At 64.6% G+C, this 15,099-nt stretch carries 15 protein-coding genes; 7 read left to right on the top strand and 8 right to left on the bottom strand.

All coding sequences use genetic code 11. From position 1 onward, the window contains the following. The 3 genes from QRN45_RS01630 to mnmA all read right to left on the bottom strand — a co-directional run bounded on the left by QRN45_RS01630 (window position 1) and on the right by mnmA (window position 4,235). The gene (locus QRN45_RS01630) at window positions 1-1,089 is read right to left on the bottom strand and encodes an ABC transporter permease (RefSeq protein WP_241709190.1); all 1,089 of its coding nucleotides are present in this window, start codon (window positions 1,087-1,089) and stop codon (window positions 1-3) included. 115 nt (window positions 1,090-1,204) lie between these two features. Beyond that, window positions 1,205-2,833 (bottom strand): ABC transporter substrate-binding protein, encoded by a 1,629-nt coding sequence (locus tag QRN45_RS01625; protein WP_241709184.1) that lies wholly within the window; start codon window positions 2,831-2,833, stop codon window positions 1,205-1,207. Window positions 2,834-3,095: 262 nt separating this feature from the next. Beyond that, the gene (gene mnmA / locus QRN45_RS01620) at window positions 3,096-4,235 is read right to left on the bottom strand and encodes a tRNA 2-thiouridine(34) synthase MnmA (RefSeq protein WP_264636637.1); all 1,140 of its coding nucleotides are present in this window, start codon (window positions 4,233-4,235) and stop codon (window positions 3,096-3,098) included. A 224-nt stretch (window positions 4,236-4,459) separates the two neighbouring features. On the opposite strand from mnmA, the gene QRN45_RS01615 reads away from it, so the two are divergent. Further along, window positions 4,460-5,698, top strand: coding sequence for an NAD(P)/FAD-dependent oxidoreductase (locus tag QRN45_RS01615; RefSeq protein ID WP_284762265.1), 1,239 nt, complete (start codon window positions 4,460-4,462; stop codon window positions 5,696-5,698). Here the strand turns inward: QRN45_RS01615 and QRN45_RS01610 are convergent. Both QRN45_RS01610 and QRN45_RS01605 read right to left on the bottom strand, forming a co-directional pair. After that, window positions 5,677-6,945, bottom strand: coding sequence for a cysteine desulfurase family protein (locus tag QRN45_RS01610; RefSeq protein ID WP_284762264.1), 1,269 nt, complete (start codon window positions 6,943-6,945; stop codon window positions 5,677-5,679). The two genes, QRN45_RS01615 and QRN45_RS01610, sit on opposite strands and share 22 nt — an antisense overlap. A 64-nt stretch (window positions 6,946-7,009) precedes the next feature. After that, window positions 7,010-7,675 carry a helix-turn-helix transcriptional regulator gene (locus QRN45_RS01605; RefSeq protein WP_284762263.1) on the bottom strand — a complete coding sequence of 222 codons (666 nt, stop codon included), beginning with the start codon at window positions 7,673-7,675 and terminating at the stop codon, window positions 7,010-7,012. An 83-nt stretch (window positions 7,676-7,758) separates the two neighbouring features. Between QRN45_RS01605 and QRN45_RS01600 the strand changes: the two genes are divergently transcribed. Next, window positions 7,759-7,902 (top strand): hypothetical protein, encoded by a 144-nt coding sequence (locus QRN45_RS01600; RefSeq protein WP_284762261.1) that lies wholly within the window; start codon window positions 7,759-7,761, stop codon window positions 7,900-7,902. A gap of 9 nt (window positions 7,903-7,911) precedes the next feature. On the opposite strand, the gene QRN45_RS01595 is transcribed toward QRN45_RS01600, so the two are convergent. Further along, window positions 7,912-8,817 carry a diacylglycerol/lipid kinase family protein gene (locus QRN45_RS01595; protein ID WP_502870689.1) on the bottom strand — a complete coding sequence of 302 codons (906 nt, stop codon included), beginning with the start codon at window positions 8,815-8,817 and terminating at the stop codon, window positions 7,912-7,914. 210 nt (window positions 8,818-9,027) lie between these two features. Between QRN45_RS01595 and QRN45_RS01590 the strand changes: the two genes are divergently transcribed. The 5 genes from QRN45_RS01590 (at window position 9,028) to QRN45_RS01570 (ending at window position 13,032) form a co-directional block, all read left to right on the top strand. Then, window positions 9,028-9,981: a J domain-containing protein gene (locus QRN45_RS01590; protein WP_284762259.1), complete on the top strand. Its 954-nt coding sequence runs from the start codon at window positions 9,028-9,030 to the stop codon at window positions 9,979-9,981. 34 nt (window positions 9,982-10,015) lie between these two features. After that, on the top strand, window positions 10,016-10,483 hold the full coding sequence (locus QRN45_RS01585; protein ID WP_078108363.1) for a tRNA (cytidine(34)-2'-O)-methyltransferase: 468 nt from the start codon (window positions 10,016-10,018) through the stop codon (window positions 10,481-10,483). A gap of 230 nt (window positions 10,484-10,713) precedes the next feature. Continuing rightward, the gene (gene sigK, locus QRN45_RS01580) at window positions 10,714-11,316 is read left to right on the top strand and encodes an ECF RNA polymerase sigma factor SigK (RefSeq protein WP_284762257.1); all 603 of its coding nucleotides are present in this window, start codon (window positions 10,714-10,716) and stop codon (window positions 11,314-11,316) included. Beyond that, a complete protein-coding gene (locus QRN45_RS01575; RefSeq protein ID WP_284762256.1) occupies window positions 11,313-12,191 on the top strand; it encodes an anti-sigma factor in 879 nt (292 codons plus the stop codon). Before sigK ends, QRN45_RS01575 begins: the two co-directional genes overlap by 4 nt. A gap of 79 nt (window positions 12,192-12,270) precedes the next feature. After that, a complete protein-coding gene (locus tag QRN45_RS01570; RefSeq protein WP_284762255.1) occupies window positions 12,271-13,032 on the top strand; it encodes a MerR family transcriptional regulator in 762 nt (253 codons plus the stop codon). Window positions 13,033-13,123: 91 nt separating this feature from the next. Here QRN45_RS01570 and QRN45_RS01565 read toward each other — a convergent pair whose 3' ends face one another. Both QRN45_RS01565 and QRN45_RS01560 read right to left on the bottom strand, forming a co-directional pair. Further along, complete coding sequence (locus QRN45_RS01565; protein WP_078108359.1) at window positions 13,124-14,497, bottom strand: GntT/GntP/DsdX family permease; 1,374 nt, start codon at window positions 14,495-14,497, stop codon at window positions 13,124-13,126. Beyond that, the gene (locus QRN45_RS01560) at window positions 14,494-15,039 is read right to left on the bottom strand and encodes a gluconokinase (RefSeq protein WP_264636640.1); all 546 of its coding nucleotides are present in this window, start codon (window positions 15,037-15,039) and stop codon (window positions 14,494-14,496) included. Before QRN45_RS01560 ends, QRN45_RS01565 begins: the two co-directional genes overlap by 4 nt. Window positions 15,040-15,099 lie beyond the last annotated feature (60 nt).

Here is a 15,099-nt window from a genome sequence, read left to right as displayed (position 1 = left end):
TCAGTACCTCACTCGCGGGTCGATCAGCGCGGCGACGACGTCCACGACGAAGTTGGTGAATGCGACGATGACGGCCAGCAGCACCACGATGCCCTGGACCGCGACGAAGTCCCTCGCATTCAGGTATTGGACCAGCTGGTAGCCAAGGCCCTTCCATTCGAAGGTAGTCTCTGTGAGCACGGCTCCGCCGAGCATCAGGGCGATCTGCAGGCCCATGACGGTGATGATGGGGATCAGCGCCGGCTTGTAGGCGTGCTTGGTCACAAGGCGGAACTCGCTGACGCCACGGGAACGGCCGGCTTCGACGTAGTCCTTGCCCAGCGTGCCGATGACGTTGGTCCGGACGAGGCGCAGGAAGACGCCGGCGGTCAGCAGACCGAGGGCAACAGCAGGAAGCACGGCGTGCGACACGACGTCGCCGAGTGCGTTGAAATTGCCGCTGCGGAGGGCGTCAAGCCAATAGATGCCGGTGGGGGCGGCCAATTGGCCCATGGCCAGCTCGGTTCGGGTGGACACACGCCCGGCCACGGGGAGCCAGCCGAGCCAAACGGAGAACGTCAGCTTGAGCAGGAGTCCGGAGAAGAACACCGGGGTGGCGTAGCAGAGGATCGCAAAGCAGCGCAGGAAAGCGTCAGTCGCCCTGTCGCGCCGTTGAGCGGCGATCATGCCCAGCGGGATGCCGACTGCGAGCGCCACGATCAGCGCATTGATCGACAGCTCGAGGGTGGCCGCGCCGAAGGTCGACAGCATTTCGACGACGGGGCGCCGGTCGGTGATGGTAGTGCCGAAGTTGCCTGTGACCAGCTGGCCGAGGTATTCGAAGTACTGGACGATGATCGGCCGGTCGTAACCGGCGTCGTGGATTCTCTGCGCCAGGACATCCGGAGGAAGCCGGCCGCCCTGGGCTGCGGTAATGGGGTCTCCGATGACCCGCATGAGGAAGAAAACCAGGGTCACGAGGATGAAGATCGTGGGAATGATCAGGAAGAACCTGACCACGATGTACCTGCCCAGACCCCCGCCCGCTGATTTACTCTTGGGAGCGACCGCGTCCGGTTCGACGTCGGGCACCTCTATAAGTGTTGTCATTGCTACCTAAAGTTCATTGCCCGCGGATCGCGCGGGGTTTTGCTCAAAATGTGAGGCAATCAGCAATAAGGGGAGGCAAAGCACCTGTTGGCACCCGCCTCCCCCTACCGGCTGCTTACTTTGAAATAGTTCCCAATCGGAACTTGAAGGAAGCGTCAAGCGTCTTGTCGACGCCGTTCACGCCCTGTGCCGAGATGGCAACCTGGGCACCCTGGAGCAGCGGCAAAGTGGAAATGTCCTTTGCCAAAGCGTTCTGGGCGTCCTTGATGGTGGATTCGCGAGCCGACTTGTCCGTGGTGGTCAGCTGCTTGTTGATGAGGTCTGTCACGGCAGGGTCGTTGAAGTGGTTCTTCAAGAAGCCACCGTTCGGGAAGAACGGGGTCAGGTAGTTGTCCGGGTCGCTGAAGTCAGGGAACCAACCGAACTGGAACAGCGGGTACTCGTCGGCACGGCTGGCTTTGCTGTAGGTCACCCATTCGGTGGACTGCAGGTTGACCTTGAAGAGGCCCGACTTTTCCAGCTGGTCCTTGATCATGGCGTACTCGTCGCCCGAGGACTTGCCGTAGTGGTCCGGGTTGTACTGGAGGTTCAGGGTGACGACGTCCTTGACGCCGGCGTCGGAAAGGACCTTCTTGGCTTTGTCCAGGCTCGGCTTTCCGTTGTCACCGTAAGCGTCCTTGAACGACTCGTTGGCGCCCAGGAATCCGCTGGGGACGTTGGAGTACAGCGGCAGGTAGGTGCCCTTGTAGACCTGGTCCGCGATGGCCTGGCGGTCAACGAGGTTGGCGATTGCCTGGCGCACGGCAAGTGCCTTGGCCGGGTCGGCATCGGGTGCCTTGGCGCCGAACGGCATGGTGTTGAAGTTGAACGTGATGTAGCGGATCTCGCCGCCGGGACCAACGTTGACCTTGACCTTCGAGTCCTTCTTGAGGTCGTCGACGTCGGTGGCGCTGAGGCTCCGGTTTGCAACGTCGATGTTGCCCTGCTGGATGTCCAGCTTCATGTTGGTCGGCTCAGCGTAGTACTTGATCGTGGCGGCGTCATTGGCCGGCTTGCCCAGGACACCCTGGTAGTCAGGGTATGCCTTCAGGCTGATGAGCTCGTTCTTCTTGTAGCTGTCGATCGTGTACTGGCCATAGAACGCCTTGGCCTTGATGATGTCGTCATCGGAAAGCAGCTTGTCGGCCGGGAAGACCTGGTGGTCCACGATCGGCGCGGCCGGGCTGCTGAGGATCTGCGGGAACGTCTGGTCGTTGGCCAGCTTCAGCTTGAAAACGACAGTGCTGGGGTCAGGGGCGCTGACGCTGTCCAGGTTTTCGAGCAGGCTAGCAGGACCAGCGGGGTCGTTGATCTTGAGCTGCCGGTCGAAGGAGAACTTGACGTCGGTGGAGTCCAGCGTATGGCCGTTGGCCCACTTCAGTCCGGGCTTCATCTTCACGGTGTACTCGGTTGGCGACGTGAACGACGCCGACGCTGCCAGGTCCGGAACCGGGTCCGCGCTTCCTGGCTTCGAGTTGAGGAGGAAGGAATAGACCTGGTTCATCACCATGAAGGAACCGTTGTCATACGAGCCTGCAGGGTCGAGCGCGGTCACCTTGTCGGTGGTGCCATAAGCGATCGGGCCGCTTGCAGCTGAAGATGCTGAACCGCCGCCGCCCGCCGGGCCCGTGCAGGCCGTCAGAGCGAATACGGAGATGCCCGCGAACGCGATAACGCTGCGCAAGGCTTTTTTGTTCAATGCCATCAGTGAACTTTCTGTTCGATGGATACGGCGAACCGCCGTGGGTAATTTTCTCGGAGCACATACTCCTGACTCCACGATTCAATCAGAAGCATTTTTGGTGAAACGTTTGATTTTGTGAGTTGAGACACAAAATTTACTTTTCTTTTGGCTCGAAGTCGGCTACGCGGGCCACGTCAGGGCGCTTCCAGTGTCGAGAAGCGCACTTGTTAGCGCTAACAATATTGCCGGTGCTCCCCTGGGAAAGTCGCCGGAATTCGCGGCCCTAGAGTTCCGCGCGCTGCAGGGAACGGGCGGCGTCGATGGTTGCCTGGCCGAGAACACGCGTGCCTTGGTACAGCACGATTGTCTGCCCGGGAGCCACCCCGCGCAGGGGCTCGACAAGAGTCACCACGAGGCCTTCGCGTCCGATGCCGGCGTCGTCGGTGTGCCGCACGACCGAAGCCTTGGCAGGAACCGGATCACCATGGGCGCGGACCTGGGCGTGGCAGTCGAACTCGGCGCCCGTGGAAACCTCAGCAATGGGCACGCCTGCCCAGGACACCTTGATTCCACGGATCTCGTCGATGGCCAGAAGCGCTTCGGGCCCGACAACCACCTTGTTTTCCTTGGGCCGGATTTCCAGCACGAAGCGCGGCTTGCCGTCAGCGGCAGGGGTGCCGAGCTTGAGGCCGCGGCGCTGGCCTACGGTGAAGGCGTTGGCCCCGGGGTGTTCCCCGACCTTGGTTCCGGCCTCGTCCACGATGTCGCCGGTGGTCATGTCGATCTTCTCGGCGAGCCAGCCGGCGGTATCGCCGTCCGGGATGAAGCAGATGTCATGGCTGTCCGGCTTGTTCGCCACGGACAGGCCGCGGCGCTCGGCCTCGGCGCGGACCTCAGCCTTGGACGGGGTCTCCGCCAACGGGAACATGGAGTGCTTAAGCTGCTCGTGGGTCAGGACGCCGAGGACATAGCTTTGATCCTTGGCCCAATCGGCCGCTCGGTGGAGTTCGGGATTGCCGTCCGCGTCCTGGATGACCTTGGCGTAGTGGCCGGTGCAGACCGCGTCGAATCCGAGGGCGACAGCCTTCTCCAAGAGGGCGGCGAACTTGATCCGCTCGTTGCAGCGCATGCAGGGATTGGGAGTGCGGCCGGCAGCATATTCATCGATGAAGTCCTGGACGACGTCTTCCTTGAAGCGCTCCGAGAAGTCCCAGACATAATAAGGAATCCCCAGGACGTCGCACGCGCGCCAGGCATCGCGGGAGTCTTCGATGGTGCAGCAGCCTCGGCTCCCGGTGCGCAGCGTTCCGGGCATGCGGGACAGCGCCAAGTGGACGCCAACGACGTCGTGCCCTGCCTCGACGGCGCGGGCGGCGGCAACGGCGGAGTCGACTCCGCCGCTCATGGCTGCAAGAACTCGCATGCTGGCTTTCTATTGATGTTGGGGGGAAGATTTGCGCGGAAGAGACGAGGCGCGCCCAACTATTCTAGCGCCCGCGGGAATCCGCCTCAAAAAATGCCTTGACCGCCGTCGCGGACGATTCTAAAGTCAAAATAAACAGTTTTAGATCCCGGCCGAGTGCGCATTCATTCATCCACACGCAGCCTGGCCACGCGAACCGCCCACGCCCCGCGAATCGAGTCACCATGGACACTGAACACATCCTTATCGCAGGCGGCGGACTCGCCGGTGCCACGGCGGCAAGAACCCTGCGCTCCGAAGGTTTCCAGGGCCGCATCACCGTGGTCTGCGCCGAGAATGAGCTCCCCTACCTGCGCCCTCCCCTCTCCAAGGAATTTCTCCTGGGCAAGGCCGACGAGGACAGCGTCCCGGTTCTGGCGGCCGGCTGGTACGGGGAGAACGACGTCGAACTCCTCCTTGGCGAGGAGGTCGCGGCTGCCGATCCTGCCGCCCACACGGTGAAGCTGGAGTCAGGAACCGAGCTGAAGTTCAGCAAGCTCCTGATCGCCACCGGGGCGCAGCCGCGCCGGATTCCCCTCCTTGCTTCCGATCTTGCGGGCGTCATGACGTTCCGGACCTTCAATGATTCCCGGCGACTCAAGGAAGAACTGTCCGGCGGGGGCCGGACTGTGGTGATGGTCGGCTCGGGTTGGATCGGCATGGAGCTCGCCGCAGCCGCGAGCAGCTACGGCAACAGCGTGACCTTGCTGGGGCTTGAAGACGTCCCGCTCAGCACGGCCATCGGCCCCGAACTAGGGGGCTTCTTCCGCAGCCTGCACGAAAAGCACGGTGTGCAGTTCCGGCTCCCTGCGAGCGCAGCGGAGATCACCGGCACCGGGGGCAGGGCGAGCGCCGTTGTCACCAACTCCGGCGAAGTGCTTCCTGCCGACCTCGTGGTGGTGGCTGTCGGCGTGGTTCCGGATACGAGCCTCGCCGAAGCCGCAGGGCTGGACATCCGCAACGGAATCGTGGTGGATTCTTCGCTCCGGACCAGCAGCCCGGACGTTTTCGCGGCCGGAGACGTCGCCAACGCCCTCCACCCCTTCACCGGCGATCACCACCGGAGCGAGCACTGGTCCAACGCCCTCAACGGCGGCAAGGTCGCAGCCAAGGCGATGCTGGGACAGGACGCGATGCTGGACGTCGTCCCGTATTTCTACACGGACCAGTTCGACGTCTCGATGGAGTACTGGGGATATCCCACCCTCGCGGCAGGTTCCATACCCGTCATCCGGGGCGCGTTGGAGGAGAACAGCTTCCTCGCCTTCTGGCTACGGGACGGTGCGGTGGTGGCGGGCATGAGTGTCAACCGGCAGCGGGCACAGAAGCCCGTCAAGGCGCTCATTTCGGGGCGCATACCCGTGGATGTGGCCCGCCTGGCGGATCCCGCTGTTCCGCTGGATCAGTTGTTGTCCGGAGACTGATCGCCGGCCGGGATCCCGGCAGGGACGCTGCCGTGGCTTCGGGCCACCGTGGCTGCGGTCTGGATGCTGGACTCGTGACCGGCCATTCCTGCAAGCTTCGCCCGGGCATACGCGTCCGGAAGGGCCTTGAGCAGGGCGTCGACGTCGGCGTCGTTCGAAGTGTGTCCCAGGCTGAATCGTTGCGCCCCGCGGGCGGTCTCCTCGTCCAGCCCCATGGCAAGCAGGACGTGCGAGGGCCTGGGGACTCCCGCGGTGCACGCGGAGCCAGTGGAGGATTCGATGCCCGCGAGGTCCAGCAGGAACAGCAGGGAATCGCCTTCACAGCCAGGGAACGTGAAATGCGCGTTGCCGGGAAGCCGGGCGTCGCCGGGCGCGCCGCGGAGCACCGCCTCGGGAATGGCGACCTTGACGCCGTCGATGATCCGGTCCCGCAAGGCGCCGATCCGTTCGCGCTCTGCCACCAGGTTGTGGGAAACAGACTCAGCCGCGGCGGCGAATGCCGCGATGGAGGCCGTGTCCAGGGTCCCCGAGCGCACGTCGCGCTCCTGCCCACCCCCGTGCTGGACGGGAACGACCTTGGTGGAACGCCCCAGGAAGAGGGCACCCACGCCGACGGGTCCGCCGATTTTGTGGCTGGAGACCGACATCGCGGCGAGCCCTGAGCCGCGGAAGCTCAGGGGAATCGAGCCGAACGCCTGGACTGCGTCCGAGTGCACGGGTATGCCGTGGGCGGCGGCGATGTCCACGATCTCCTTGACGGGCTGGATGCTGCCCACCTCGTTGTTTGCCCACATGACAGTGACCAGGGCCACCGATCCCGGGTCTCGTTCCATCTCCGCCCGCACAGCGTCAAGTTGCACTACGCCCTGGGAGTCGACGGGGAGCCAGACCGCTTCGGCTCCTTCGTGACGTTCAAGCCATTCGACCGTGTCCTGCACCGCGTGGTGCTCGACGGCGGAGCACAGGATCCGCTTGCGGCGGCCGTCTTCGTCGTGGCGGGCCCAGTACAGCCCCTTGACGGCGAGGTTGTCCGCTTCGGTTCCCCCGGACGTGAAGATGAGCTCGGAGGGATGTGCCCCTGCGGCTGCCGCGATCGCTTCCCGAGCCTCTTCCACGGATCGGCGCGCACGCCGTCCGGAAGCGTGCAGCGATGACGGATTGCCGGTCCGCGCCAGCTCGCGGGTCATGGCGGTGAGAGCTACAGCGGCCAGGGGCGTGGTGGCGGCATGGTCCAGGTAAACAGGCACTACCCAAGTCTATCGAGGCACACCGATTCAGGCTTGCGCGGCAGGTGCCGTCCCGGCGCTCCCCCTAATCCGCGGGAAGGATCCTTGCGCAGCAATGGCCCTCCCGGTTGTCATCGGCGATCCGGTCCTCGGCAATTCCGCACGCGGCGGCCGCTCCGCTCAGGAAGGCGCCGTTCAGGGCGCAGACGACAGTCGTGTGGCTTTCGGCCAGCCGGTGGAACGGGCAATTGACCAGGGAGTACCCGCCGTCGTCGTCAGTTTCCGGCCTGTAGCCGTAGTTGGCCAGGACATCCTCGAAATGCGGCTCGACGCTCCCGGCCTCGCGGCCCCGGGCGTAGGCGGTTTCGAGAAGCGCTTCGCGGGGGGAGCCCCCCTGTGTCATCAAGGCCTGGATGGCAGAGGCCATCACTTCGCCGGCGAGGTCGTAGTGGCGCTCAGGCACCGAGGCACCGACCTCTTCAACGACAGGCGCGTACAGCTTCGCAGGGCGCCCGGAACCCGGACCCACTTTGCCCCCGAGCTTGCGGAACTCGACACTCAGGAGCCCGTCACGGACCAGCCGGTCAAGGTGAAAGGACGCCGTGCTGCGGGGAAGACCGAGGGCCATCGCGGCTTCGTCGCGGCTGACCGCGTCATTTGCGCCGCAGACGTGCTCGTACAGGCGGCGGCGATTGCCGTCGTCGAGGGATGCCAAGGCGGAAAGCCGACGCAGCCAGGGAAGTCCGGTCATGCATCCAGCTTATCTCTAAAATCAACACTCATTGATTAATCCTTCCCTAAAATCAAATTATCCACTTTTAGAAAGAAGGCATCGTGAGTACCGCATCATCCTGGGCCCAAGCGAAGACCGGATCGCTGATGTCCATGGATCCCCGGCGGCAGGCATTCCTGTTCCTCCGGACCGTGTTCACCGTGGCGCCGGTCCTTTTCGGCCTGGCTGTCGCCGGGCGCCGCTGACCGCCAGGGTCAGGCCAAGACCCGCAAGGCGCCCGGAACCACGTCGATCTCCAGCGGGAGGGGGCCGATCCGCTCGCCGTCGGCGTAGGCCACCACGTTCTCCGCGCCAAGCCGCACTGAGCGCACCCGGCGGATTTCCACCGCCGGGTGCGAGGTGTGCCGGCCGGAAAAGACCTTCGGGAACACCGCAAGGAGGGCCAGCCGGGACAGGGGCTTGACGACAAACAGATCCAGCCACCCGTCGTCGGGCGCCGCATCGGGGACGATGCGCATCCCGCCGCCGATCGACTGGACATTGGCCACGGAAATCAGCATGGCGCCCTCCCGCGATGACGCGCCGTCGGCCGTCACGGTGTAGTTGATGGCCCGGAACGATCCGAGCTCCCGGAGCATCGCGAGGGTGTAGCGGAGCGTACCCCTGGGCCATTTCCAGGAGTTCGCCCGTTCATTGACAGCGGCGTCGAATCCCGTGGATACCGCCCCGGCAAACCACATGGTGCGTCCGCCGGAAGTTACGCGGCCCGCGTCGATCAGCCGGCCGCCGTCGGCGAGCGCCGAAATCACACGGGCACACGATCCCGCTACGTCCTTCAGGGGCAGTCCAAGCATCCGGGCCATGTCGTTTCCCGTACCCACGGGAACAATCCCGAGCGGCAAGGCCGTCCCGCCGAGCGAGTTGACGCCCAAATGGACCATGCCGTCGCCGCCCACAACCACCAAGGCATCGGGACGCGCACGAAGCGCTTCGCCGACGGCTTCCCGCAGGGCGTCCATGCTGTCGCGTCGAAGGACGACGACGTCGAGGCCTGCGGCGCGGAGACAGCGGGCGGCTTCGTCCCCGGCAAGGGCGTGCCGGCCGAACGCTGCGGTCGGATTGACTGCCAGCACGATCCTTCGACGCGGCCGACCGCCCAGCCCGTCGGAGCCGGTGCTGGGCAGGTCAAAGGGATGATCGGGGCCGGCAGGGGAGTTCACAGCATGAATCATGCCACCGGCAGGGGCGGGATCCGGGGAACTAAAGCCCCGGCCGCCGTCGTTCTCATGGTGGGCTGGCTAGACTTGCCAAGATCGCCGTTCCGGCACAGGGCGGCGGGAATCTTCAGAATCCCAGAGAAAGGCCCGTGGTTGGCTCAGGGCAGCAGTTCCCACTATCAGATCCTCCAGGTCCCCGTCACGGCGTCGGACAAGGAGATCAAAGTGGCCTACCGGAAGGCCGCGAGGAACGCCCACCCGGACCACGGCGGGGATCCCGAAGTCTTTCGACAAGTCACGCTTGCGTACGAGACCCTGATTGATCCCAAGCGGCGGGCGGAGTACGACCGCCGCTATGCGAGCGGCGTTTCGGGCAGGACAACCCCGTTCCCGGCGCAAAGGCCTGACTACGCCGGCACCGGCGCTCCCGGACCGGAAACCCGGGCCGGGGTCCACCGTCCGAATGCCCCGCGGAACACCGCCGGCGACGCCCCCGTCTACGTCCCGCCCTTCGATGATCCCTTGGAGATTCCCCTCATTTCCAAGCGCGAGGCCGCCTTGCAGATCCATGGGATTCCCCGGAAGCGTGGGATCTTCGGCGCCGAAGCCCGCATTCAGCGCGAAATGCGGACAGTCCAGCTCATCAGCCGCCAGATCCTGCCCGCCATCCCTTCGGCACGGCTCATCAACGGGCTTCGCTCCCCCTCGGATGACAGCCACATCGATCACGCCCTGCTTGTCGGCTACCGCTTGGCGCTGATCGGTTCCATGCTGCTGCCCAAGGGCGCCTATGCCTGGGACGGCGTGGCCCTCAAGCACGGCGGCCGCTCGGTGCCGCCCCCCCAACTCGAGCTGATCGTTCGCCACATGCAGGAGATCTTCCCGGAACTGAATGTGACGGGCTGGGTGGTAGTCCACAGCCCGGACGGCAACCCGCACGAGCCGGTCATCGACCATTACAGGCGCACGGACGGAGATTTCGGCTCGGTGCAAATCGTCAACGCCTCCGGGCTGGCACGCGGGCTCAAGCAGTTCCTGAGTTCAGGACCCGTGCCCAACACCGTGGTTGTCCCGGTCCTTGCCCGACTGCTGCGCGGCATGCACTGAGCAACGCCCTCTTTTCGCTGGCTAGGATTGATACGTGTTCCGCATCCTCTTCCACACCCCTGAAATCCCGGGCAACACGGGAAACGCCATCCGGCTCGCCGCCATCACCGGCGCGGAGCTCCACCTCGTGGAGCCGTTGGGCTTCGACTTCTCCGACGCGAAACTGCGCCGCGCGGGACTCGACTACCACGACCTCGCAGTAGTCACGGTGCACAAGGACATCGAGGCCGCATGGGCGGCACTGCAGCCAGAACGCGTCTTCGCATTCACGTCCGACGGCGAATCCTCCTACACGGACATCGCCTACGAGGAAGGCGACGTCCTGCTGTTCGGCCCCGAGTCGGTCGGACTTCCCGCCTGGCTGAAGCAGGATCCGCACGTCACGGCCCGCGTCCGGCTTCCCATGCTGCCGTCCCTCCGCTCGCTGAACCTTGCCAATGCGGCTTCCATCGCGGTGTACGAGGCCTGGCGCCAGCACGGTTTTGCGGGCGCGAAACTCTAGCCACGCCAAGCGGCCGCCCGGACAGCCTCAAGGCGACCGCCGCGTATCACCCATCCAAAGCTCGCCCTGCGCCGAATACCCTATGCAGGCACAAAGCCTGGGCGGGCAGCTGGCCTGCGAATCAAGGGGCCGGTGAAGCGGCGGCCGTGGAAGGGGCGCAGGTGGCTACTCTCAAGACTCACAGTGCTTCTGGTACTGCCAGGGTCACGAGCAATCTATGCTGGACGGTGATGGATACACCCAATGTGCGAGGCCACGAGGCCCCCAGCCTGATTGCCGGCTCGAATGCGCAGCTTGCGGAATTGCTGGGGTTGATGGCCGACGGCGACCGCGGCGCCTTCAGCGAGTTCTACCGGCTCACGTCGCGGAGGGTCTTCGGCATGGCCAAGCGCGTCTTGGTGGATGCTGGCCTGAGCGAAGATACCACCCAGGAAGTGTTCATCCAGGTCTGGCAAAACGCGGGCAAATTCAATCCCGAGGCCGGCAGCCCGCTCGCGTGGCTCATGACGATCACCCACCGGCGCGCTATCGACCGCGTCCGCTCCGCCCAGTCCGCCACGGACCGCGAAGCGAAATATGGTGCCGCGAGCCAACTCCTTGACCACGATTCCGTGGAAGAAGAAGCCACCAGCCGGCTCGAGGCCGAGTCCGTCACCCGTTGCCTCGCCACCCTGACGGAGACGCAACTGGAGTCCGTGCGGCTCGCCTACTATGGCGGCCTCACCTACCGGGAGGTCGCCGAACAGCTCGGCGCCGCGATTCCGACCATCAAGTCCCGCATCCGCGATGGACTTCTCCGACTCAAGACTTGCCTGGGGGGTGAGCTGACATGACCGAACACGATGAAAACAACCGGAACTTCGGGAAGGAAGGCCTCCGCAGGATGTTCGCCACAGACATAGCTACTGATCTTGCCGAAGGCCGCGTCCTGGAGCTTGCCGAGATCTATGCCCTCGACGCCCTGAGCGACGCCGAGCGAGCAGAAATCGACAACTACATTGCCGCCGCGCCTGAACGCCCGGCGTTCCTTGAGCGGGTGAGGCAGTCACGCGAGACCCTTGCCACGTCCTTCGCCGACGAGGCCGAACCGCCTCCCGGACTCCTGGAGGACATTCTGCGGCAGCTCCCGCAACAACCACGCAGTTCACAAACCGGCACAGCGTCCGCGTCTTCCTCCGTTTCCGAAGCGCCGCCCGCCGCCGCAACGCACGTTTCCCCCGACGTCGTGGACCTCGCCGCGGAACGGAACCGACGGGATCGCCGACGCTTCGGAGGAGTCCGAGGTTGGGTTGCAGCCGCTGCGGCGGCCGCGGTCATCGCACTTGGCGGTGTAGGCGTGGGCGTCTACGTGGCCGGGCAAAACGATCCCGTGAACCAAGTGCTTCAGGCCAACGACGTCCGGCAAGCGACCGTCGACGTCAACGGCGGCGGCACCGCCACCGTGTCGATCTCCACCTCTAAGAACGCCGTGGTGGTCCGCATGAATGGAGTTCCGGCTCCCCCGGCCGGCAAGGTATATCAGATGTGGCTTATTCCCAAGGACGGCTCCGCCCCCGTATCCCAGGGACTCATGGACGCCCAAGCCTTGAGCCACCCGGCAGTTGTCTCCGGCATTTCCAGCGCGGCGGCCATCGGCATCACGGTTGAACCTGTGGGCGGCTCCAAAAAACCAACCCTTCCCACGGTTGCCGCGGCGCCTCTCGCGTAGGAGCGGCCGGCTCTGGCCCGACAGGAGCCGTTGGCGACGGGCTTGACGTTGACGTAACGTCAACTTTTACGCTGGATACATGAAGCAGGACAAGGCAGATACCTGGACCATTTCCGAGCTGGCCAAGGCCAGCAAGGTTTCCTCGCGGACCTTGCGCCACTACGACCAGCTCGGGCTCCTGGAACCTGCCCGCACGGGACACAACGGCTACCGGTATTACGGCCAGCCCGAACTGCTGCGCCTGCAGCGGATCCTCCTGCTTCGTGAACTTGGCCTTGGGCTCGAGACCATCGGCGAAGTTCTGGATGGCCAGGCCGACCCCGTGGAGGCACTTGCCGTGCACAGGAACTGGCTGCTGGCCGAGCGCGACCGACTGGACCGCATGTCCCGGACGGTCGACGCCACTATCGCAGCACTACGTCAAGGAGAAACCATGACCGCGGAGAACATCTTCAAGGATTTCGACAACAACCCCTACGAAGCCGAAGCGCGCGAGCGCTGGGGCGATCGGGCCGTCGAGGAGAGCAAGGCCCGCCACTCGGCGATGACCACGGCCCAAAAGCAGGCCTTCATGGAGGAGTATGCGTCGCTGAACCAGGATCTCGCCCGGTGCTTCGACGCCGCCCTTCCGGCGGACCACCCGGACGTCCAGGCAGCCGTCGGCAGGCACTACAAGTGGATCTGCGCCAGTTGGACGCCCAACGCAGAATCCTACGTGGGCCTCGGACAGATGTACGTGGACGACCCCCGGTTCACTGCCAATTACGACAAGGTCCGGGTCGGCCTGGCGCCCTACCTGCTCGAAGGCATCAAGGTCTACGCGGCAGAAAAGCTAAGGTAGGGCATTCTTGCCGAAAAGCGCGACGGCGGCCCGCCCCCACTGGAAACACAGGGGGGCGGGCCGCCGTCGTACTGGCTCTTGGGCAGCCCCGCTAAATGATCAGCGAAAGCACCATGATGAAACCGAAGGCGACCACCGAGATGAGCGTCTCCATCACCGACCACGTCTTGAACGTCTGCCCGACCGTCAGGCCGAAGAGTTCCTTCACGAGCCAGAACCCGGCATCGTTGACGTGGGACAGGAAGAGCGAGCCGGCACCGATGGCCAAGGCAAGGAGTGCGGCATGCGTCGGGCTCAGGCTGCTCGCCAAGGGAGCGACGATGCCCGCAGCCGTCACTGTGGCAACCGTCGCCGAGCCCGTGGCCAAACGAAGCGCCACGGCCACGATGAAGCCCAGGACCAGCACCGACATATTGGCGCCCTCGGCCCATTTCTTGACCGCGTCACCGACGCCGGCACCGATCAGGGTCTGCTTGAAGCCACCACCTGCGCCCACGATCAGCAGGATCGCGGCAATCGGTCCAAGGCTGTTGCCAAGCTTGGCGGTGATCTTGCTTCCGGTGAAGCCAACGGCGTAGCCGAAGGTCACCATCGCCGCGAGCACAGCCAGGGTCATCGCCACAAGGGGCTGCCCGACGAAGTCCAGGACGGTGCGGATCATGGGTGCGTGGGCGGCGTCGGGCCAGACAATGTCTGCGATGGCCTTCAGGAGCATGAGCACCACAGGGAAAATGATGGTCAGCAAGGTGACGAGGAAGGTCGGCTGGCGCTTCACTTCGCTCAGGTCGACGGCATGCTTGGTGTCGACGCCGCCGGCCACTGCCGGGGCATCCACGGGAACCCAGCGCGCGGCCAAACGGGAAAACAGCGGTCCGCAAATGATGACGGTGGGGACGGCCACCAGGAGCCCAAGGGCCAGGGTGGTGCCCAGTTCGGCCTTCACCGCGCTGACCGCGATGAGCGGTCCTGGGTGCGGCGGGATCAAGCCGTGCAACACGGAGAGGCCTGCGAGCGCCGGAATGGCAATGCGCATGAGCTTCATCTGCGAGCGCTGGGTGACCAGGACAATCACCGGAAGCAGCAGGACGAGCCCGATCTCGAAGAACATCGGGAGGCCGATGATGACCGCAACCAAGGTGATCATCCAGACCACCCTGTTGCCCTTGGCCTTTTCAAGCAGGGTATCGACTACCCGGTTGGCGCCGCCGGAGTCCGCCAGGAGCTTGCCCAGCATGGCGCCGAGCGCAATCAGGAGGCCGACCTCCTTGAGGACGCCGCCCACGCCGTCTTCGAAGTTGCTGACCACCTTGTCCAGCCCGACTCCGGAGGCTAGGCCAACGAAGGCCGAGCCCAGTACCAGGGAGAGGAAGGGGTGGACTTTGAATTTGGCGATCAGCAGCACGATCAGCGCAATGCCGATAGCCGCGACCACGAGGAGTTGGGTGTCGTGCCCGGTCCAGTTCACGCTGCGTCTCCAGTTGTGTGTGCCGGCTGCGCCCCGAGGCCGAGCCGTGCGATGATTTCGTCTGCCTCTTCGGCAGGAGAAGCGGAGACGCACAGGGAGATGTGGTTCTCGTCCTCGGTGGGCGCTTCCAGTGCGTCGAACTGGGATTCCAGGAGCGTGGCAGGCATGAAGTGCCCGTGGCGCGAAGCCAGCCGGTCGGAAATCTTGTCCTTGCTCCCCTGCAGGAAGACGAACACGACGCCCTCGCCGCGCAGGACGTCCCGGTAGCGCTTCTTCAAGGCCGAGCATGTGATGATGCCCGGCTTTCCTGCTGCGGTGCGCTCCTTGATCCAATCGGCAATGATGTCCAGCCAGGGCCAACGGTCCTCATCGCTGAGTGCGTGCCCCGCCTGCATCTTTGCAACGTTCGCTTCCGGGTGCAGGTCGTCGCCTTCGGCGAGGTCCCAGCCCAGCCGGCCGGCCAATACGCCGGCCACTGTCGACTTGCCGGAACCGGAGACCCCCATGATCACCAATACCGGCTGTTGTGCAGTCTTCGCCATCAAAGTCTGCCTCTCTCAATTAAATATGATTTAAACGAGAGTAAGCATATGACACAGCTA

The organism is Arthrobacter sp. efr-133-R2A-63, assembly GCF_030209795.1.
Taxonomy (GTDB): domain Bacteria; phylum Actinomycetota; class Actinomycetes; order Actinomycetales; family Micrococcaceae; genus Arthrobacter; species Arthrobacter bambusae_A.
Note: the sequence above shows the minus strand (reverse complement) of the source record. Positions and strands in the feature narration are given on the sequence as shown.

What these genes read in the sequence shown, in the direction of transcription:
- mnmA (WP_264636637.1), bottom strand. Translation starts at nt 4,235, where the DNA reads ATGCGAGTTCTTGCAGCCATGAGCGGCGGAGTCGACTCCGCCGTTGCC.
- sigK (WP_284762257.1), top strand. Translation starts at nt 10,714, where the DNA reads ATGGATACACCCAATGTGCGAGGCCACGAGGCCCCCAGCCTGATTGCC.
- QRN45_RS01575 (WP_284762256.1), top strand. Translation starts at nt 11,313, where the DNA reads ATGACCGAACACGATGAAAACAACCGGAACTTCGGGAAGGAAGGCCTC.
- QRN45_RS01625 (WP_241709184.1), bottom strand. Translation starts at nt 2,833, where the DNA reads ATGGCATTGAACAAAAAAGCCTTGCGCAGCGTTATCGCGTTCGCGGGC.
- QRN45_RS01605 (WP_284762263.1), bottom strand. Translation starts at nt 7,675, where the DNA reads ATGACCGGACTTCCCTGGCTGCGTCGGCTTTCCGCCTTGGCATCCCTC.
- QRN45_RS01560 (WP_264636640.1), bottom strand. Translation starts at nt 15,039, where the DNA reads ATGGCGAAGACTGCACAACAGCCGGTATTGGTGATCATGGGGGTCTCC.
- QRN45_RS01630 (WP_241709190.1), bottom strand. Translation starts at nt 1,089, where the DNA reads ATGACAACACTTATAGAGGTGCCCGACGTCGAACCGGACGCGGTCGCT.
- QRN45_RS01570 (WP_284762255.1), top strand. Translation starts at nt 12,271, where the DNA reads ATGAAGCAGGACAAGGCAGATACCTGGACCATTTCCGAGCTGGCCAAG.
- QRN45_RS01615 (WP_284762265.1), top strand. Translation starts at nt 4,460, where the DNA reads ATGGACACTGAACACATCCTTATCGCAGGCGGCGGACTCGCCGGTGCC.